Origin of the sequence: Micromonospora sp. NPDC051196, from assembly GCF_040682415.1 — a bacterium.
Taxonomy (GTDB): Bacteria; Actinomycetota; Actinomycetes; order Mycobacteriales; family Micromonosporaceae; genus Micromonospora.
Window position 1 is genome coordinate 518782 of sequence record NZ_JBFBAY010000001.1, and the last position, 19762, is coordinate 538543.

Sequence of the window (19762 nt, forward strand, 5' to 3'; positions counted from 1 at the left end):
CTCTACTGACGACCTTCTTGGTTCACCCGACCTCCGACGACGGTGGCCGCGTGGCCGCACGGCAGTCCTTCGACGGACTGATGGAAAAGCTTCAGGTGAGCCGGCTGCAGGATCGCGCCGCGCAACTCCACACCGACCTGGACCGTGTCCTGCGTGTGGGCCTGGCTACCCTCCTGCACCGATATACAGGGCAAGAGGTCGTTCACATCGCCGCGGGTGGGAGCAGCCTCGATTCATCCCTCACCTACCGGCCCGACAGCACGCTTAGAACACTCCTCGAGTCGATGTGCGAATCGGACCGCCCATCGCCGATCCTTTTCGGTGTGAATATGAGCGCTCATACCCTGAAGGACCGACCGGAGCATGCCCTCATGGTTGGCCTGACAGAAGAGGAGGACCGCCTCAAATGGCACCTCCGCTTCGACCCGGCCCACCTGGACGCCGAGCTACTTCAGCGAGCCATGACCCACTATGCGGTCCTTCTCGACTCACTCACCACCGCACCTGACGCGGCAGTAGGCCACCTTGGCCTCCTTTCGGAGGCTGAACGGGAGACGATGCTGACGCGTTGGAACGACACCACCGTGCCGGTGGAGGAGCGGTGCATACACGAGCACTTCCAACTGACGGCAGCGGCTGCGCCCGACGCGCCCGCACTCATTCAGGATGACCTGCTCCACACCTTTGGCATGGTCAACGCGGAAGCTAACAGACTCGCCCACTTCCTTGCCGGCTATGGTGTCGCTTCGGGGATACAGGTCGGAATCTGCCTGGAGCGAAGCCCGGAGCTTCTCGTCGCCATGCTTGGTGTCATGAAGGCGGGTGCGGCTTACGTGCCGATCGATCCCGAGCAGCCCACCCAGCGCATGAGAGAGATGGTCACAGCGGCCGACTGCCTGTTGACGCTCACCCGGGGCCACCTCATGAGCCCGGCGGACTTCGCTGAAACGCAGGTACTCGTCTGGGACGAAGTGCGTGACCAGATCGCCACGCAGCCCACTCGCAATCCGACCGCTCCCGTTTCGCCCACCGACCTGTGTTACGTGATCTTCACGTCGGGTTCGTCCGGTAACCCGAAACCCATCGCGATCCGCCACCGAGGCGTATACAACAACCTGCTCGATCTCAACGATCTGCTGGCTATCGGCGAGCATGATCGCATCGTCAATGTCTCCTCGCAAGGCTTCGACATGTCGGTCTACGAGCTGCTCGGCCTCTGCCTCAACGGCGGGGCGGTCGTGCTGCCTTCCGTTGGCCGGCAACGCGACCTGGCGCACCTGGTGGACCTCCTGCGTCGACATGCGGTGACTGTCTGGAGTTCCACACCGTCGCTGCTGGGGGCGATCCTCAATGACCTGGACTACCGTGGCGACGACGGCACGTTGCCGATACGCTTCTTCATGATCGCGGGCGACTGGATACCGACAGACCTGCCAGACCGGGCCCGACGCCGAGCACCCGGTGCAGCCTTCGTCGCGCTCGGCGGTGCCACTGAGGCGTCGGTCTACTCAACCTACTTCCAGGTCGGCGCCGTCGATCCCGCCTGGACCAGCATTCCCTACGGCGTACCGATGAGAAATCAGCGCGCGTACATTCTGGACAAAAACGACCAGCCTGTGCCGTGTGGTGTCGCCGGCGAGCTCCACCTTGCCGGCATGGGCCTCGCCCAGGGCTACTTCCGCAGGCCCGACCTCACCGCCGAACGGTTCATTGACTGGTCATTCGGATCGACAGCCGAGCGGCTGTACCGTACCGGAGATCTCGCCCGATACCGTTCGGACGGGGGCATCGAACTCCTCGGAAGGCTTGACTTCCAGGTCAAGATCAACGGCATCCGTGTCGAGCTTGGCGAGGTGGAGAAGGCACTGCGTGGGCTCACCGGAGTCAGGGAGGCGGTGGTTGTCGTCCGGCAGGCTGGCGCCACAGCTCGGCTGGTGGGTTACGTCGTGCCGGAAGCGGACGCAGTAGTGGATCCGGACGTTCTGCGTGCCGACCTGATGCGAGTTCTGCCGCGCTACATGGTGCCGGGGGCGATCGCCATCCTGCCTGAATTGCCGCTCAACATGCACGGCAAGCTCGATCGAAATCTCCTTCCCGTGCCTGAAGCTGAGCGGTCCGAGTTCGCGGCGTCGATGGATGAGACTGAGCAGCGAATCGCGGCGGTCTTCGAGGAGCTCCTCGACGTTGAGTCCCTTGCCCGGAACGCCAGCCTGATCGAGCTTGGCGCTGATTCGATGATCATGCTGCAGGCCATGTCGCGAATTGACTCGCATCTGGACTGGCAGGACATGCTTGAGTCGCCCACGATCGCCGAACTCGCTGAGCGACTGCGTACCGGACCGGCGAGCCGAGGGGTATCGCGTTGATGCGGTTGGCCTCCGCCGTTGAACAGCAGTTCTGGTTCGCCGAGCAGATCACACCTGGCACCCTCGCCAATGTCACCATGCAATCGATACGTTTGGAGGGACCCCTCGACTATGCTGTGCTAGCCGAGGCGTTTCGGGTAGTCGTACGGCGACACGAAGCACTCCGTACCGGCTTCATGTATCACGGCGGACGTCTTCTGGTGCGCACGGAAGCCCGAAACACGGCACCGCCTTCCCCCGTCCTGTTGCCGTCCGGGGCGCCGAACGATGTCGCGGTCAGTCAGTTGCTGACGCGAGAGTTCGACCTGCAGACCGGTGATCTCATCCGTCTCGGTGTGGTGCCTACCGACTACGGTGCGTTGCTGCATGTCGCGGCACATCACATCGCCTACGACGGACTCTCTCATGAGATCTTCACCCGTGACCTGGCGCTGGCCTACGGCGCGGGGCTGAACAAGGACGTCGCCGAGTTGCCGCTGCGACCGCGCATGCCGGCCATGCTCATCGATGAAGAGCGACGAGCTGCGCAGTTGGCCTACTGGCGGGCGACACTCAGCAGCCACGCGGACCTTCCCGTGCTGGGAGCCGCGCCGTCGCAGTGGGAACTGGCCGAAGCCAGATTGGTGAAGCACCAGGTGACGTGCGATGCAGCGCTGGTGCGTAGGTTGCGACTGGCGGCTGGCCGGCGGAAGGTCATGCCGTTTACCCTGCTGTTGACAGCATACGGACAGGCCATCGCCGACATCGCGGGTGGCGCGGACTTCTGCGTGGCGGTCGCGGTGGCACTGCGTGGCGGTGAACGCATACACGAGGTGGGCTGCGAGATCAACACCGTGCCCGTTCGGGTGCGTGAGCCGCTCGCTGAGGGAGCGGCTGAGCGCGTCTGGGAAGCCCAGTCCGGCGCTTTCTCCCACTCGGACGTGCCGTTCGCCGACATTGTCACGGCCACCCGGACGGCCGGCCGTAGCCGACTCGCGCTCGCCCAGACCTCCCTCATCTACCAGGGCTGGAAGCGGGCGGCTTACCCGGCAGGTCCGGCCACCATGCGTACGGTGATGTCGGATCCACTCGGTGCGCAGTTCGAGGTCCAAATGCTCCTCTGCCTGACGGAGGACGGACAACTGGCACTCCTTGCTCAGGCGCCGTTGCCCAGTGGCTGGACGGATCACCTCGTTGATCTCACCCGCGCCATGATGCTGCGCCTGCGCGACTTGACCGAATCGGCAACGACTCAACCATCGACTGGACGGATCCCGTGACACCGCATGCACCTTCGCCCTTCGGGATCCTGACCGAGGAGCAGCTACGGCAGCGGCGCAGCCTCAAGTGGCGCGGCCTAAAGCCAGACATCCTGCCACTCTGGGTGGCGGAGATGGACGCCCCGCTCGCGGCACCGGTGGAGCGAGCCCTGATCGAGGCTGTTTTGCGCGGGGACACCGGCTACGCCGATGCCGGCGGCCTGCCGGAGGCGTTCGCGGGCTTCGCGGAGCGCCGCTTCGGCTGGACCGTCGATGCCGGTTCCCTAATGTTGATCGCAGACATCATCACGGGTGTTGAGGTCGCTCTGCAGACGGTGACGGTGCCGGGTGACTCGGTCGTGATTTCCACTCCCGTTTACGGCCCCTATTTCCATCACATCGAGTTGCTCGGCCGGAAGGTCATCTCGAGCCCGCTCAGTTACGACTCCGGCGCCTACCGTCTCGACCTCGACCGACTGGCGCAGGACTTCGCCCGAGGTGCCAGGGCCTATGTGCTGTGCAACCCGCACAACCCGACCGGTCTGGTGTTCTCACGTGACCAACTTCAACAGATCGGCAGGCTGGCCGACGAGTTCGGGGTCGCCGTTATCGCCGACGAGGTTTTCGCACCACTGACCGCCCCCGGGGTCGTTCACGTTCCCTTCGCGACCATCGACGCGGAGGCGGCGGCACGCGGCTTCAGTGTGCAGGGCGCCTCGAAGGCATGGAACCTTGCCGGGCTGAAGGCAGCACTGTTGTGCCCTGGGCCGCAGGCGGACCGGTCGCGAATGCGCCAGGAACTGACTGTCGGTGCCAGCATGCTCGGAGTGCTGGCAAGCGAGGCCGCCTTCAACGACGGCGAGGAATGGCTTGATCAGGTACGAGCGGGCATCGCCGAACGAAGTGATCTTCTCTCCTGCTTGCTCGCCAGGTCACTGCCCACCGTGCGGTATCAGCCTCCGGCAGGGACCTATCTGGCATGGCTGAATCTGCGGGCCTGTGGCGTGGGCGACGACCCGGCCGCCGTGCTGCAGGAGCGCGGAAGGGTCGCCCTCTACAGCGGGCTCTACTTCGGTGCCGAGGGTCGGGGATTCGCCCGTCTGAACCTGGCCACCTCCCGTGCAATCCTGACGGAGGCTGTGGCGCGCATGTCCCGCGTGCTCGTCGTCCAGGGGTCTTCAAGCCAGTGGTGACCACCCCCGGTTGAACTCGGCCGGAGCCGCGCTGGGCTGATGCCCGGGACTGTTGCCAAGGGCTGGGAGCGGCGCAGGTCATCGCCGTGCCGGTCTCAGGTAAGGCCGTCTCGGGCTGCACCGACGTTGTGACGGGAGCGGATCTGGCGGAAGCGAGCAGTAGACGATCTGCGCCGCCCGCGCACCCGATGCGGTCTTTACAATGCGCACGTAGGTAGATACCAGCCCACCCTACGACCGGAATTTGTGCGCAGTGTCGTTGCGGTGCGCTAATGCGCATGACTCGCTCGCTGCTGGAAGAGCTCGTCGACGTGGCTGTCGATCAGCATGGTTACGTGCGCACGCGAGACGCCACCGCGCGGGGCATCGATGGCGCCAACCTGCGCAAGATGGCCGCCCGGGGGCGCTTGGAGAAAGTTGGCCGAGGGTTGTACCGCGTCCCGTTCCTTCCTCGGGACGAGCATGACGAGTACGCCGAAGCGGTCTTGTGGGCCGAGGGGCGCGGGATCATTTCGCATGGCTCCGCGCTGGCTCTGCATCAGCTGTGTGATATCAACCCCTCGCGGCTGCACCTCACTGTTCCCTCGACGTACACGCCCCGGCGAACCGGTGGCGAGTTGTACCGAGTGTGGCGACGTAAGCTCGATCCGGGCGAGGTGACCGCGGTTGAGCCATTCCCGTCGTGACTGCCGAGCGGGCTGTTCGTGATGGCATTGCCTCCAGGATCGATCCTCAGATGGGTTGCTTCCACAGGAGTGGTGTACGATTTGCCCGTGATGGGCGTGTTGCATAGATGGGAGGCGGCCATCGCGTCGATCCTTCAAGACGACCAAGTCAGAGAAGGAAGAGAGGTGCTCGAGCAGGCGGAGCGCTGGACCAGGCTGGTCGATACAGTGCTCTGGATCTACCGCCACGGGCAGCCGGAGACGTATCTGCGCCACATCGATGTGCCGGGCGTCGGCACCAAGTTCATCGAGCAGCACCGTGGAGTGCTCGCCGGACTGCTCGACTGTCAGCTTGAGCCGAGCCGGATCGACCAGGCACACACGCCGAGCCGGTTCGCGCAGCGATACGTCTTCCGAACGAAGCCGATGTATGTCCGGCTGCGGGCGCTGGGAAGAAGGCCGCCGACGCCCGGGCCGTACCGGGAGGTGACGGGACGGTTGGAGGAACTGGCGGCGACTCCGGCCGAGGCGTCGCGGGTCATCGTGGTGGAAAACGAAATCACCTATCTGGCGCTGCCGCAGGTGGATGATGCCGTCGCGGTCCTTGGCGGCGGGTACGCGCTGTCCGGGCTGGCGCCACTGAACTGGCTAAAATCCCGTGAGCTGATCTACTGGGGCGACATGGACACGCACGGCTTCGCCATCCTGGACCGGCTTCGCCAGAGCTTTCCGCACGCCCGGTCGATCCTGATGGACCGGGCGACGCTGCTCGCCCATCGCGACCGCTGGGGCCGGGAGCCGAGCCCGATCCGGGCTGAGCTGCCCCATCTGCACCCGGGCGAGGCCGACCTTTACGCCGACCTTCTCGCTGATCGGTACGCCCCGGCGCTACGTCTGGAGCAGGAACGCATCCGGTTCGGCATGGTCGAGCGGGCACTCCGTCGGGGAGATTGCCAGGTCGATAGTTGATCTTAGTTCTGCGGCGGTCACGCCGGTCGTGCTGAGCCAGCTGGTCGGATCGCCGTAACTGGCGAGCGCGGTGAACTGCTCGCTGTCGTTGGCAATCGCGAAGCCGGTCTATTGCCAACGGCCGTTCGGCACGGCCTGGATGGGGCGGCACGGAGCCTCCCACACTGATCGTGGTCACATCGGTGGTCACCGTCCAAGATCAAATAACCATCATCACGCGATATCCGGCGGCAGGAGATGTCATTTGCCTGGAGGGGTATTTCCTGCTCAAAGCGCATGTCGGCACCCTGCGGCATGGTGTGACAGTATCGTTACGATACTGGCAGTGTGGGGGTCAGGGGTTCGAGTCCCCTCGGCTCCACCCAAGCGAAACGCCCTGGTGAGAGAGAAGATCTCTCGCCAGGGCGTTAGTCATTTGCCCCGATTGTGGTCGGTCACATCAGGGCCCTGCTAGGGGTACGGTCGGCCCATGCGCTACGTGCGGCTCGACACGCCGAAACCCCTGTCCAAGATCGGCCTCGGCACCTGGCAGTTCGGGTCACGGGAGTGGGGCTACGGCCCGGACTACGAGCGGTTGGCGGCGGACATCGTCCGGCGCGCCGTCGAACTGGGTGTCACCGTCTTCGACACCGCCGAGTTGTACGGCTTCGGCCGCAGCGAGCGGATTCTCGGCGCGGCGCTGGCCGGCGACCGGGACAAGGTCACCATCGCGACCAAGATCTTCCCGGTGTTGCCGGTGGCGTCGGTGGTGCAGCAGCGGGCGGTCGCCTCGGCGGCCCGGCTCGGGGTCACCAGCATCGACCTCTATCAGGTGCACCAGCCCAATCCGGTGGTCAGCGACCAGAGCACCATGCGGGGCATGCGGGCTCTGCAGGATGTCGACCTGATCGGTGAGGTGGGGGTGAGCAACTACAGCCTGCGCCGCTGGCAGGTCGCCGAGGCCGCGCTGGGTCGTCGGGTGCTCAGCAACCAGGTGCGCTACAGCATGCTCGACCGCAAGCCCGAGGAAGATCTCCTGCCGTACGCGGAGCAGGCCGGTCGGCTGGTCATCGCGTACAGCCCGCTGGCGCAGGGGTTCCTCTCCGGGCGGTACGACGCGCATCATCCCCCGGTCGGCGCGGTGCGCCGGGCCAACCCGTACTTCCTGCCGGAGAACCTGGCGCGCGGCACCGCGCTGATCGAGACGCTGCGCCAGGTGGCCGCTGCGCACGACGCCACCCCGAGCCAGATCGCCCTGGCGTACGTGTTGCGGCACCCGAACGTGGTGGCGATTCCGGGTGCGTCCAGCGTGGAGCAGATGGAACGCAACGCCGCCGCCGCGGAGATCGACCTGACCGAGGACGAGTACGCCGCTCTGGTCAACGCGGCGCGGGCGTTCCGCCCGGTCACCGGGCTGGCCGCCGTACCGGGAATGCTCCGGGCCCGCACCGGACGCTGACCCCGGAGAGCAAAGGGGCGGTGCCGACGCGGGTCACGGAGGGTGACAATTCGCCGGTCAACGCGGCGATGGTCTCCGAACGCAGCAGGCGCCGCCTCCCGGGTGCGGTGGGCGGGTCGTTCAGGGCAGGTCGCGGGCGTAGCAGATGGAGAGGGGCGCGCCACGGTACGGGCCAAAGTTGTCGATGCGGTGGTAGCCCTCGCGCTCGTAGAAGCGCATCGCGTCGGGCTGGGCGGTGCCGGTTTCCAGCAGCAGGGTGCGTACGCCCGCGTCGTGGGCCTGCTGCTCCAGGGCGCGCAGGATGGCGACGGCGACGCCGGTGCCGCGGGCCGACGGGGTGACGTACATCCGTTTGATCTCGGCGGTTCCGGGGGCGAGTAGGCGCAGACCGCCGCAGCCCACGGCGGTGCCGTCGGCGTCGCGGGCGACGAGGAAGACGGTGACGCTCTCGGCGCTGGGTGGTTCCCCGGGTTCGTGGTTGTCGTTGCCGTAGCGGGCGTCGAGTTCGGCGCGCTGCGCGTCGCGCAGCCGGGTCGCGTCGGTGGATCCCCACGGCTCGTGGTCGATGGAGATCATGGCGACGTTCCTTCCGCGCAGCTTCCGTAACAAGCGTTACCGTAACGTACGCTACGGTCTGGATCCACAGCTGGGGAAGAGGTACGGATGGCCAGACGACGTGACCTGGCCGACCAGCAGCAACGCCTGTCGGCGGCCACCTGGTCGGTGCTGGCCGCCCGGGGCCTGCCCGGCCTGACCCTGCGCGCGGTCGCCGAGCGGGCCGGTTGCACCACCGGCATGGTGCTGCACACCTTCGCCGACAAACAGGCCCTGCTGGTGCACGCCCGGGAACTCCTGCACTGGCGTACCGGCCAGCGGGCCGACGTCGCCCAGGCCGCTGCGGGCACCCCCCGGGCGGCGCTGCGGGCCGTTCTGTTGCAGGCCGCGTCACCGACCGAGGAGAAACGGGAGGAGGCGCGGGTATGGGTGGGCTTCCTTGCCGCCGCGTTGGCCGACCCGGTCCTGGCCGACCTGCACCGCTCCTACAACCGCCGGTTCGTCGACCGGATCGCCGCCCTGGTCGCCGCCGCGTGTCCCGACTGGCCGTCGGCCGACTGCGCGGCCGCCGCGACCAGCCTGGTGGCGTTGGTCGAAGGGCTCAACGTGCTCGCGGCCGTCGACCCGGCCACCTATTCCGACGAGGCGCAGCACAGCGCGATCGACACCGCCCTCGCCCGCCTCGACGCCCCCTTGTGACGCCGCGGCAGGCCGCGTCGACGGATCGACGGTTCGATGCAGGCGGCGGCGCGGCTCGGTCGATCGTCCTGTCCGCAGGGACGGTTGATCCCGGCCGGTCGCTGGATTTTCGGTGTCCAGGCGGCCGAGCACAATGTCCGCGACAGTGCTGGGGCGTTGAACCAAGTGACCCGTCCGAATACCGCGTTACGTTGGCCGCTACGATGACCCGGTTCGTCGGCGGGTTCGCGGTGGGGCCGGGCTCTGGTCCGACAACTCCCGCACAAGTCATCGCTCATTCGGGCGCGAGTTTCTTTCGCGGGTGGACGGATCAATATGGATACGACCGAAGATGGCTCCCCCGGGGTTCTTCTGGACCTCAGCGACGTGAGCCTGGCTGATCTGCCGGAACTGGACGGGTCGGCATTTGCCTTTTCGCTACGCCGGATCTTGGAGGAGATCGACCGCCCCCAGGATGCGGTCGCCGGGTGGAACTCGGCGATGTAACGTGTCGGGCGACGGGCGCGGCCTGACAGTGGTGGACCGCCCGGCAGCGGCGCGGCCGGTTCCCTTCTCGGAGTTCATCCTGAAGGTGCACAGCAGGTGCAACCTGGCCTGCGACTACTGCTACATGTACGAACTGGCGGACCGCCGGGCCCGCACCGACCCGCCCTTGATGTCCGCCGACATATTCGACCGTAGCTGTGCCCGGATCGCCGAGCATGCCCAGGCTCACGCACTCAGCGCCGTTCGGGTGGTGCTGCACGGTGGCGAGCCGTTGCTGGTCGGCGCGGCGACCCTGGCGCGGATGGCCGAGCAGTTGCGGTTGGCGGTCAGTCCCGCAGTGGCCCGGATCAGCGTGCAGACCAACGGAACGCTTCTCGACGAACGGGCGTTGTCCGTGCTGGCTGACGCGGATGTGCTGATCGGGGTGAGCCTCGATGGCGACCGTGTCGCAAACGACCGGCATCGGCGGTACGCCTCCGGTCTCGGCAGTTTCGACGCCGTCGACCGAGCACTGCGGGTACTCGTCGAACGTCCCGAGGCATATGCGGGAATCCTCTGCGTGATCGACCTCGCCGCCGACCCTCGTGGCACGTACGAGGCGTTGTTGAGGTACGAGCCGCCAATGATCGACTTCCTGCTGCCGCACGCCAACTGGGACGTGCCGCCACCACGGGCGGGGCAGGGCGACGATGCGTACGGTAGGTGGCTCTCCGACGCCTTCGACGCCTGGTATGACGCGCCGCGGCGCCGCACCCGCGTCCGCATCTTCGAGGAACTGCTCAACCTGTTGCTCGGTGGTCAGAGCCGTACCGAGTCCCTGGGGCTGAGCCCGGTCGCCGCGGTGGTGGTCAACACCGACGGGGGATACGAGCAGGTCGACACGCTGCGGTCCAGCTATCCGGGCGCGGTGGACACCCACCTGAGCGTTTTCGCCGATTCCTTCGACCAGGTGCTCCGCCACCCTGCCGTGGCGATTCGGCAGGCAGGTGTGTCCGGGCTGGCCGACGAGTGCCGGGCCTGCCCGATCCATCAGGTCTGCGGCGGCGGCAACTATCCGCACCGGTACCGAGCGGGTAGCTTCCGGAACCGCTCCGTCTACTGCCAGGATCTGCGGCTGTTTATCGAGCACGTTTCGGGCCGGCTTCGCGCCGACCTGGCCGGCTTGCGGCGCGGCCGGTGAGCGGCTACCACCGCCTAAGGCCGACCGACCTCGACCGGCTGGCCGTGGGCGGGACCGATGCGGGGATCGTCCGCACCCTGCGGGCGGCCCAGGTGAGCAAGAGAATGCTGCAACTGCGTGCCGTACTGGATCTGGCGGACTCCACCGAGGCCCGCCGACACTTCGCGTTGCTCGCCGCGGCGGCGCGGCGGGATCCGGCGGTGGGGCCCGCCATGTTGATGCTGCCGCACACCGGCGCCTGGCTCGCCGTGACCCTACGCCGACTGCGTCGGCAGGCGGGTCGGAGCGAACGCACCCCGCTGCCCGCCGGTCGCACCAGCGCAGCCGGGTTGCCGGAGATTGCTGATCGGGGCGAGCCGGATCTGGGATATCTCGGCATGCTCGCCGCTGCGGCGGCGATCCGGGCCGGCCTGGAGTTCGAGGTGACCGTGGCATCGCAGGACGGCACGACCCTGCTGCCTTCGTTCGGCCGGGCCCAGACCGGTGTGGCCGGTCCGCTGACCGTATCGCGTACCGGCGTCAGGGTGCGGGTGGGGCCGGTCGAGGTACCGCCGATCGTGGATCACGCTTGCGGGCCGGGCGCCGAGGGCGACGGATGGTGCGGCCTGCACCGGCTGAGCAGTACGACCGACGGACTCACCCTGCGGATCACGCTCGACGATCTGGACCCCTACCGCGAATGCTACGGGCTTCCGGCCGCTGATCGACTGGATCGAGCCAGCGTGCAGAAGTGGCAGCGGTTACTCGACGCGGCCTGGCCGATCCTGGTCACCCATCATCGCGGACACGCGGAGGCGATTGCGGCCGGACTGCGAACTCTGGTGCCGTTGCAGGCCGAGTCGGCGAGCGCTGGGGTGAACGTGACCAGCATGGATGCCTTCGGCGCGGTGTCGACAACTGCTCCGACGGACGGTCCTGCGCTGGCCCTCGCACTGCTGCACGAGTTTCAGCACGCGAAGCTCGGGGCTGCCATCGACGTCGAGCCCTTCTACGATCCGGACGACCATCGCTACTACTACGTGCCCTGGCGCGACGATCCCCGGCCGCTCGGCGCCGCCTTGCAGGGCGCGTACGCCTTCGTCGCGGTGACCAGCTTCTGGCGAACCCGGCGGAACACGGTCACCGCCGGCCGGGCGCGGCTGGCCGAGGTGGAGTTTGCCCGCTGGCGGGATCGGGTCGGGCGTACCTGCGAGGAGATCTGGCAGGCACGGCTGACCTCGGCGGGGCGGCGGTTCGTCGCGGGGCTGCGTGCGGTGATCGACGGCTGGCGAGAGGACCCGGTGCATCCGCAGGCTGCCGCGCTCGCCAGCGAGGCTGCGGACGACCACTGGACGGTGTGGCGGCTGCGTAATCGACGGCCGGACCCGCAGCAGGTGGCGCGGCTCGTCGACGCCTGGCGGGCCGGAGCCGCCTGCCCCGCGCTCACCGTGCCGGTGCGGGTGAGCCCGGCCGACGGCGGTTGGTTGAGCCGTAGTTGTCGGCTCGACCTGGTGCGGCTGCGGTTGGCTGACCCTGAGCGCTTCGACCGACTGCGCCGCGGTGCGGAACGTCTCGCCGACGTGCTGCCGGACGCGTCTGACGGTGACCTGGCACTGGCTGCTGGCGACAACCTGACCGCCCGCGACTGGTACGAGCAGCAGTTACGGCAGACGCCGGACCACCTGGGCGCCTGGGTCGGCCTGACCTTGGCCGACCAGCGGTTACCCGCCGAGGAATCGGCGGTCCGGGCTGCCCCGGAGTTGTGTCGTGCCGTGCTGACCGGGTTGGCCGGCCTCAACCTTCGAGTGGATCCTGTCGAACTGTGCCGGTGGCTCGGTCCGGTGTCCTGCGTGCCGGACGTGGCGTCGATCAGGCCGGGGGCGGCTCCAGGTCACAGTTGAGCCGGTTCGCCTCGACCAGGGCGATGGTGTTCGGATGCTCCTCACCGAGCACCCGCCGAAACAACGGCATCACTTCCTCACGCAGTTCACGGGCACGCCGGTGATGTCCGTTGACGCTGAGGCTGGTGGCAAGGTTGTTCGCCACCGCCAGGGTGTCGGGATGGGCGGCACCGAGAACCCGTTTGCTGCGTTCGTAGCCGTCCTGGTCGGCCCTCAGCGTCTCCCGGAACTCCTCCCGCGCGAACCAGCAGTTGGCCAGGTTGATGTTGGCCGCCAGGGTGTACGGGTGATCCGCACCGATCCGGTGCGTGAACCGGGCGACCACCTCTTCGGTGAGTTCGAATGCGGCCTGCGTGTTGCCGGCCTTGCGCAGGAAGATCGCCAGATTGTTGGCGTAGGCGAGGGTGAACAGGTGGTCCTCGCCCATGTTGTCGCGGTACCACTGGTGCACCGGGCGGGCTCGGCGTAGCGCGCCTGCCTCGTCGCCTCTGGCGGACTCGTCACAGGCGAGGTTCATCGCGTTGGCCTGCACGTCGGGGTGGTCCGGGCCGTGCCGCTGGCGACTGCGTACCAGCACATCCGCGCTGAGGGCGTACGCCTCGTCCATCTCGCCGAGTTTGCGTAGGGTGACGGCGTAGTTCTTCAGCACCCGAAGAGTCTCGTTGTCGTCCTCGCCGAGCACCTGCCGGTGCGCGTCCACGGCTGCTTCGAGAACCCGGCGTGACTCCAGGAGATCACCGGTGTCGCGTAGGTCGCGACCGTACTGCCCGGCTGAGAAGAGTGTGTACGGATGCATCGCGCCCAAGGTCTCCCGACGCCGGGCGAAGGTACGTTCGTTGCGTTGCAGCGCACCGCGTAGATCGCCGACCAGCCGAAGCGAGATGGCCAGGTTGTGTGCCGCGATCAGAGCGCGTGGATGATCTTCGCCGAAGACGTCCCGGGCCAGTTCCTCGGTATGGGTGTCCAGGTCACGGGCGTGTTCGAACGAACCGAGCGCACGCAGGTCGGCGGCGAGGCTGCCGGCGACGATCACGCTGTACTCGTGCCGCTCGCCAAGGGTCCGGCACAACCGGTCGTACACGTCCTGGTCGATGTCGTACGCGGCCTGGTAACGACCCCCCAGGCGCAGGGCGTTGGCGAGGTGGAAGCGCATCATCTGGGTCTGCGGGTCGTCCGGACCGTATTTCTCCTCCCACAGCGCGATGGCCGGCTCGGCCAACTCGGCGCAGGTTTCGTAGTCCACCCGGCTCCACATGTACCGGGCCACGTCGAGCAGCAACTGGCGCACCTCCGGCTGGTCGGAGGTGATGGTCTTGGACGGCAGGACGTGCGGCCACAACTCCGCGTAGATCGGCCAGTACGCCGGCTGATCCGCGTCCTTGGGGTTGGCTGCTGCCAGGATGGCGTGTACGTGTCGGCGATTCTCGTTCTTCTGCTCCTCGGAGAGCGACTCCCGGATCAGTTCCTGCACCAGCGGATGCATCCGCAGGCTGGCTTGTCCGGCATCGACGTGATCCTGTCCGCGTCCGCCGCCACGGAAGCTGTCGATGCGGGCCAGCCCGTACCGACCGATGTCGCGCAGCGCCCGTCCCATGAGCAACGGGTCACGCAGCGACGGATCGTATTCCAGCAGGACGGTGATGAACCGGTCCTCGTTGATCAGTGACATCGGGATCGGTTCACTGGCGAAGAACGCGCAGACCTCCAGCAACTTCGCTGCCGCCGGATTGCGTTCGCGAAGGCTGTCCAGCGAGACGAGCCACGGCTCGGCACCGGTCTGCTCGTAGTCGGCCGGCAACTCGCCGGCGAGCATGTCCGGCAGGTACCGGCGGACCCGGACGAGATACTGCGTGGCGGACTCGCCCGTGGTGGCCAGCCAACTGGCGGCCTGCTCGATCGCCAGCGGCAGGTTGCCCAGCCGGTCGGCGATCAGTTCGGCGTCGTCGATGGCCAGGTGTTGGGCACGCCGCAGCAACAGGGCGACGCTGTCGGCGCGTTCGAACGCCCGTACCTCCAAGGAGTGCCCGTGTCGGGACCAACCGTGGTTACGGGTGGTGACCAGCACGTGGCCGGAACCTTGCGGCAGCAGGTCCTGCAGGTCCGCAGGATCGTCGACGTTGTCCAGGATGAGCAACCAGCGCCGGTACGGCTCACCGCGACGTAATGCGTCGAGAACCCACTGCACCCGCTCCCCGACGCTGCTGCCCGGCAGGGGCAGGTTGAGTTCGGCGGCCAGCCGCACGGCCAGCTCGCCCAGGGCGAGCCGCAGTACGCTCGGCTGCTGGGCCGAGACCCACCAGATCACGTCGTACTCGGCGCGGAACCGGTAGGCGTACTCCAGCGCGATCTGACTCTTGCCCACCCCGCCGAGGCCGTGCAGGGCCAGCGATGCGTGACCGGTGTCGGCCGTCAGGAGCCAGTCGCGCATCTCCTCCAGAAGGTGACTGCGGCCGACGAACTGCACGTTACGTGACAGCGGTACCCGCCAGACGGGTGGCTCGTTGCCCGGAAAGCGTCGGCGCTGCACGTCCGCCGGCTGGCCTTCGGCCTGGTGGGGATGGTCCAGCGCGCCCAGCAGCCGGGCCACCGCCTCCTGCTCGGTGGCTCCGACCAGGTCGACCGGGATGCGCTCCACGAACAGCGCGGGAGCGCGGGAGTTGTCCAGCCGGACCGGCACCAGGTAGTTGTTGCCGAGCACCGGGTCGTGGCTCGTGGCCTGGGACCACAACTCGGCCGCGTTCGGCTCCTGCATGTACTCCTGGGACAGCAGTACGACGAGCCGCGTGGCGTCCTTGAAACCGACGTTGGCGGCGTCGCGGTCGGTCGGGTCGGCCGGAAAGTTGACCTCACGCATGACCACCTGCAGGCCGTTGGCCCGCAGTGCGTCGCAGATCCACTCGGCCCAGGAGCGGTCCCGCGCCGCATAGCTGACGAAGACGTCGGGAGCAGTGCTGGCGAGCCGCTGACGCTCAAAGCGGGCCAGCCACTGGCGGCGGAGCCGCTCGTCAACCGGCGGAAGGCTGTCGATCATGCCCTCGGTGACCGTACGGGTCAGTCGCTCGTACGCGGCCAGCAACGTGTTCTCGTGATGGGCTCGGTCACCGAAGGTGGCAAGAATCTCTTCGTAGGCGTAGTACGGCTGGTAGGGGACCTCGATCTCGCCCCAGTAGCGGTCGCTCTCCTCCGGCGAAAGCCGGGGCAGCACCGGGCCGAATCGTCGGCGGGCCTGGTCCCGCCCGGCCTCCAGCTTCAACTGCTCGGCGTTGTCGACCCGCATCGGTACCGGCACGATCCGTACCGGCCGGTCGCCGCGCTGTCGCATGATCGACCGAGCTACCGCGGCGGCCCCCTCGATGCTCTGATCGTTGAGCGTGAAGGAGGTGACCACCACGTCGGGCAGCCGGATCGTGCAGATGCCGGCGCTGTCGCCGACTCCGGTCCGGCTGTCGATCAGGATGTAGTCGTAGTTGCTCCGCATACTGGCGGCCAGCGCCGTCAGGAAGGCGTTGCCGCCGAGCTTCTCGAAGAACGCCTGCCAGTCGAAGGTGCTGACCGCCTTGGTGTACGACGAGTCCTGCCGACCAGCGGGCAGCAGATCGAGATATCCGGGCCGGACGGGGGACGTGCCACCGGTCGTGTCCCGGCCCGGCAGCGGGAAGCGCCATTCCAGCGACACCGCGTGCCGCAGCACGTCCGCCGCCGTGTCGATCCAGTCCGGGTCCTCGGTCTCGTGCCAGGGGCGTACGACGGCGTCGGCGTAGTCCCGTGCCATGTCGATCACGCCACGCGAGGCGCGCAGGTCCTTGTCGAGTAGGAACGGGTGGAAGTACTTGTGCAGGCCGGGTGATTCCAGATCCCAGTCCACGGCGAGTACCCGCTGGCCGTTGGCCGCGAGGATCCAGGCCATGTTCGCCAACGCCATGGTCCGTCCGGTGCCGCCCTTGTACGAGTAGAAGGTGATGATCCGGCCCTCGCCGCCGCCGGTCGCCTCGATCGGGTCGGTGCTCACGCCGCCTCCGTTCCGGGCTCGTCGCCGCCCCAGGGGCCGTCGAGGCGTGGTGGCGTGGTGTCCGTGAGCCGGTCCGGTGGCCGGTGCACCGACCCCAGGCGGAACACCCGGTTTCGCGCAACCTCCAACACCTCCGGCAGCATCTCCTCGAAGGCCCGATGGGTGATGATGTTCGATCGGTACAGCTCGTCGTCGGAGGTCAGGTCATCGAAGATCTCCCGGCACGCGCGGGACAACGCGTGCCAGTGCTCCCGGGTCTCCGGGTCCTCCCGACTGCTGGGGATGAGCACCGCAGTGGTGGTACGCGAGTTGTTCAGCGCCGAGGCATGCTCGATCAGGGCCTGCCGCCGCTCCGGTAGGCGGGTCAGCCAGGCGTCCACGATCAGCACCAGGATCTGGTTGTAGCGGGCGGCCAGATCGGCGCTGTGGGACAGCCGGTCCACCTGGACGACGGTGGAGTGGTAGCTGTGGTCGGCGGCGATTTCCCGGGCGTAGTCGATCAGCGGCTGGGGCATGGGTGGTCGGTACGGAGCCCACTGCAACGGGTCGTCGCCGTACACGGTCAGGTCGTCTCGAACGCCGCGCATCTCGTCGCGATCGGAGGCCGCGATGATGAAATGCACCAGCATCGCGCTCGTCGGGTCGGTGCCGGTGGCGATGGCGATGCTGCCGTCCGGGCCGGTGACCCGGTTCGAATGGAAGGCACTTTCGATTGCCTGCAGGTCGATCGGGCGCCGCTGCTCCGGCAACGGGTTCGCCTCCACACTCGACACGATCTGGGTGGCCAGCTCGAACAGAAAGGTGTGGTAGTCGTCGCGGTGCCGATGCAGACGCATCAACTGGCGTACGCCCAGCCGTTGATAGAGGTCACCGAGACTGTCCGAGGTGTACTGCAACGGCTGGGCCACCGGGTGGATCCGACCCGGCTGGGCGGGAATCCACATCAAGGGCTTGAGCAGTGAGGTGTCCACCCGTCGGTGGTTCTCGAACCGGGCGGTGCGGTCGGCGAACAGCTGCCACTCCTGACCGCACGTCCTGCTCTGGAAGTAGCGTGGCGTCATCAGGGCCAGAAAGGAGCGACAGGTGCTCAGTGCTTCGACCAGGCGCTGCGGCCATCGCTCGCCGACCAGGATGGTGCGGTCGACGAATCCCACCCGTACGTCCCGGGACAGGCCGGCGATGAGGCGCACCTCGGCACTGAGGTCTTCGTAGAAGCGTTGGACGAGCGTGTCTTCGTCGCCCCTTGCGTAGCTGAGGAAGAAGTACAGCACCGCACCTCCGCGCCTGGGACATCGGCCACAGGTGACCGGTGTCATGGCCGTCGCCGGGCGGGCCAGATTCCAGCGGCCGTGGCGGCGGGAGCTTAACAGCGAGTATAGGGCCGGAAGCAGCGGGCGACAGCCCGCCGATCTGTCGTATCCGAACACCCGCTCGGGTCTGTCGACACGTACCACTGTCTCTCGCTTCGCCCGGATCGGTGAGGCGGCGGACGCGTCCGACCACCGGACGGCTCGCAGCTCGGTGAGCAATCCGTGCGGGGCGGCGCGAGTCGACCGGAGGCGCGCTAGCGTTGGGTGGGTGACCGCACCGAATCCGGTACCTCCCATTCCCCCGACCGATCTGCCCGGCACGCTCGGTGCGTTGCGTGCGGCCGGGTGCCGGTATCGCACCGTCAAGCAGGAGCTGCGGGACAACCTGCTGGCCCGGATGCGCGACGGCGGGCCACGGTTCGCCGGCATCGTCGGGTACGACGACACGGTGCTGCCCGAGGTGGAGCGGGCGCTGCTCGCCGGGCACGACATGGTGCTGCTCGGCGAGCGCGGCCAGGGCAAGACCCGACTGATCCGATCCCTGGCGACGTTGCTGGACGAGTGGACCCCGGTGATCGTCGGGTCGGTGCTCAACGAGCATCCCCTGCACCCGATCACCCCGGCGTCGCGGGCGCTGGTCGCCGAGGCCGGCGACGACCTGCCGGTGGGCTGGCTGCACCGGTCGATGCGTTACGGCGAGAAGTTGGCCACCCCGGACACCAGCGTCGGCGACCTGATCGGCGACGTCGACCCGATCCGGCTGGCGCAGGGGCGTACGCTCGGCGACCCGGAGACGATCCACTTCGGTCTGGTACCGCGTACCAACCGGGGCATCTTCGCCGTGAACGAACTGCCCGACCTGGCCGAGCGGATCCAGGTGGCGTTGCTCAACGTGCTGGAGGAGCGGGACATCCAGGTACGCGGCTACCAGTTGCGGCTGCCGCTGGATCTGCTCCTGGTGGCCAGCGCCAACCCGGAGGACTACACCAACCGGGGCCGGATCATCACCCCGCTCAAGGACCGGTTCGGCGCCGAGATCCGTACCCACTATCCGGCCGATCTGGAGTTGGAGCTGGCGCTGATCCGGCAGGAGGCCGAGCTGGTCGCCGAGGTGCCGGAACACGTACTGGAGATGCTTGCCCGCTTCGCCCGCGCGGTGCGCGAGTCGCCGTCGGTGGATCCTCGCTCGGGGGTCTCCGCCCGGTTCGCCATCGCCGCCGCGGAGACGGTCGCCGCCGCCGCGCTGCGTCGCGCCAGCCTGCTCGCCGCCGTGTCGCCCGACGATGCCGAGGTGTTGACAGGGGGCCCTTCCTCTACCGGAGACGTTAACGAGGGGCCCTTCCTTGCACCCGAGGCGGTGGCGCGGGTGGGTGACGCGGTGTCGGTGACGTCGACGCTGCGCGGCAAGGTGGAGTTCGAGAGCGGCGAGGAGGGCCGGGAGATCGAGATCCTCGGCCATCTGCTGCGTACCGCCACCGCCGAGACGTTCCGGGCCCGGCTGGCCGGGCTGGACCTGACCGGATTCACCGTGCTGGTCGAGGACGGGAAGGCGATCGAGACCGGTGAACTGGTGCCCGCGACCGACCTGCTGGGCCAGGTGGGCACGGTACCCGGGTTGGCCAAGGTGCTCGACCGGCTCGGTGTCGGTGACGCACCGAGCCCCGGGCAGGCCGCCGCCGCAGTCGAGTTCGTGCTGGAAGGGTTGCACCTGAGCCGCCGGCTCGGCAAGGATGTGACCGACTCGGGGCGTACCCGCTACGGCGGCCGGGACTGA

The 19762-nt window shown here is 67.7% G+C and carries 14 protein-coding genes; 11 read left to right on the plus strand and 3 right to left on the minus strand.

Annotated elements, in window-relative coordinates; all coding sequences use genetic code 11:
- Positions 1-50: 50 nt before the first annotated feature.
- From AB0M35_RS02360 to AB0M35_RS02385, 6 genes are all read left to right on the plus strand, one after another.
- A complete protein-coding gene (locus tag AB0M35_RS02360) occupies positions 51-2366 on the plus strand; it encodes a non-ribosomal peptide synthetase (RefSeq protein WP_363740495.1) in 2316 nt (771 codons plus the stop codon).
- Entirely contained in the window at positions 2366-3625 is a 1260-nt protein-coding gene (locus tag AB0M35_RS02365; protein WP_363740497.1) for a condensation domain-containing protein, read from the plus strand. The genes AB0M35_RS02360 and AB0M35_RS02365 overlap by 1 nt, the downstream gene beginning before the upstream one ends.
- A 113-nt stretch (positions 3626-3738) precedes the next feature.
- Entirely contained in the window at positions 3739-4797 is a 1059-nt protein-coding gene (locus AB0M35_RS02370) for an aminotransferase class I/II-fold pyridoxal phosphate-dependent enzyme (protein WP_363740499.1), read from the plus strand.
- Between the two features lie 278 nt (positions 4798-5075).
- The gene (locus AB0M35_RS02375) at positions 5076-5483 is read left to right on the plus strand and encodes a type IV toxin-antitoxin system AbiEi family antitoxin domain-containing protein (protein ID WP_363740501.1); all 408 of its coding nucleotides are present in this window, start codon (positions 5076-5078) and stop codon (positions 5481-5483) included.
- Positions 5484-5573: 90 nt separating this feature from the next.
- Complete coding sequence (locus tag AB0M35_RS02380; protein WP_363741851.1) at positions 5574-6431, plus strand: Wadjet anti-phage system protein JetD domain-containing protein; 858 nt, start codon at positions 5574-5576, stop codon at positions 6429-6431.
- Between the two features lie 469 nt (positions 6432-6900).
- Entirely contained in the window at positions 6901-7869 is a 969-nt protein-coding gene (locus AB0M35_RS02385) for an aldo/keto reductase (RefSeq protein ID WP_363740503.1), read from the plus strand.
- 120 nt (positions 7870-7989) lie between these two features.
- Here the strand turns inward: AB0M35_RS02385 and AB0M35_RS02390 are convergent, their stop codons facing one another.
- Complete coding sequence (locus tag AB0M35_RS02390; protein WP_363740505.1) at positions 7990-8445, minus strand: GNAT family N-acetyltransferase; 456 nt, start codon at positions 8443-8445, stop codon at positions 7990-7992.
- 87 nt (positions 8446-8532) lie between these two features.
- Between AB0M35_RS02390 and AB0M35_RS02395 the strand changes: the two genes are divergently transcribed.
- The 4 genes from AB0M35_RS02395 to AB0M35_RS02410 all read left to right on the plus strand — a co-directional run bounded on the left by AB0M35_RS02395 (position 8533) and on the right by AB0M35_RS02410 (position 12669).
- Entirely contained in the window at positions 8533-9123 is a 591-nt protein-coding gene (locus AB0M35_RS02395) for a TetR family transcriptional regulator C-terminal domain-containing protein (RefSeq protein ID WP_363740506.1), read from the plus strand.
- A gap of 315 nt (positions 9124-9438) precedes the next feature.
- The gene (fxsA, locus tag AB0M35_RS02400; RefSeq protein WP_363740508.1) at positions 9439-9609 is read left to right on the plus strand and encodes an FxSxx-COOH cyclophane-containing RiPP peptide; all 171 of its coding nucleotides are present in this window, start codon (positions 9439-9441) and stop codon (positions 9607-9609) included.
- 31 nt (positions 9610-9640) lie between these two features.
- A complete protein-coding gene (locus AB0M35_RS02405; protein WP_363740510.1) occupies positions 9641-10789 on the plus strand; it encodes an FxsB family cyclophane-forming radical SAM/SPASM peptide maturase in 1149 nt (382 codons plus the stop codon).
- A complete protein-coding gene (locus AB0M35_RS02410) occupies positions 10786-12669 on the plus strand; it encodes an HEXXH motif domain-containing protein (RefSeq protein ID WP_363740512.1) in 1884 nt (627 codons plus the stop codon). The genes AB0M35_RS02405 and AB0M35_RS02410 overlap by 4 nt, the downstream gene beginning before the upstream one ends.
- Here AB0M35_RS02410 and fxsT read toward each other — a convergent pair.
- Positions 12638-16678, minus strand: a complete 4041-nt coding sequence (fxsT, locus tag AB0M35_RS02415) for an FxSxx-COOH system tetratricopeptide repeat protein (RefSeq protein WP_363740514.1) — start codon at positions 16676-16678, stop codon at positions 12638-12640. The two genes, AB0M35_RS02410 and fxsT, sit on opposite strands and share 32 nt — an antisense overlap.
- On the minus strand, positions 16675-17949 hold the full coding sequence (locus tag AB0M35_RS02420; RefSeq protein WP_363740517.1) for a TIR-like protein FxsC: 1275 nt from the start codon (positions 17947-17949) through the stop codon (positions 16675-16677). Before AB0M35_RS02420 ends, fxsT begins: the two co-directional genes overlap by 4 nt.
- Positions 17950-18256: 307 nt before the next feature.
- Here AB0M35_RS02420 and AB0M35_RS02425 point away from each other — a divergent pair, with 307 nt between their 5' ends.
- On the plus strand, positions 18257-19762 hold the full coding sequence (locus tag AB0M35_RS02425; RefSeq protein WP_363740519.1) for a sigma 54-interacting transcriptional regulator: 1506 nt from the start codon (positions 18257-18259) through the stop codon (positions 19760-19762).

Excerpts from the sequence above, each read along its gene's own strand:
- fxsA (WP_363740508.1), top strand. The coding sequence starts at position 9,439 with ATGGATACGACCGAAGATGGCTCCCCCGGGGTTCTTCTGGACCTCAGC.
- AB0M35_RS02385 (WP_363740503.1), top strand. The coding sequence starts at position 6,901 with ATGCGCTACGTGCGGCTCGACACGCCGAAACCCCTGTCCAAGATCGGC.
- AB0M35_RS02380 (WP_363741851.1), top strand. The coding sequence starts at position 5,574 with ATGGGCGTGTTGCATAGATGGGAGGCGGCCATCGCGTCGATCCTTCAA.
- AB0M35_RS02365 (WP_363740497.1), top strand. The coding sequence starts at position 2,366 with ATGCGGTTGGCCTCCGCCGTTGAACAGCAGTTCTGGTTCGCCGAGCAG.
- AB0M35_RS02375 (WP_363740501.1), top strand. The coding sequence starts at position 5,076 with ATGACTCGCTCGCTGCTGGAAGAGCTCGTCGACGTGGCTGTCGATCAG.
- AB0M35_RS02395 (WP_363740506.1), top strand. The coding sequence starts at position 8,533 with ATGGCCAGACGACGTGACCTGGCCGACCAGCAGCAACGCCTGTCGGCG.
- AB0M35_RS02390 (WP_363740505.1), bottom strand. The coding sequence starts at position 8,445 with ATGATCTCCATCGACCACGAGCCGTGGGGATCCACCGACGCGACCCGG.
- AB0M35_RS02370 (WP_363740499.1), top strand. The coding sequence starts at position 3,739 with ATGGACGCCCCGCTCGCGGCACCGGTGGAGCGAGCCCTGATCGAGGCT.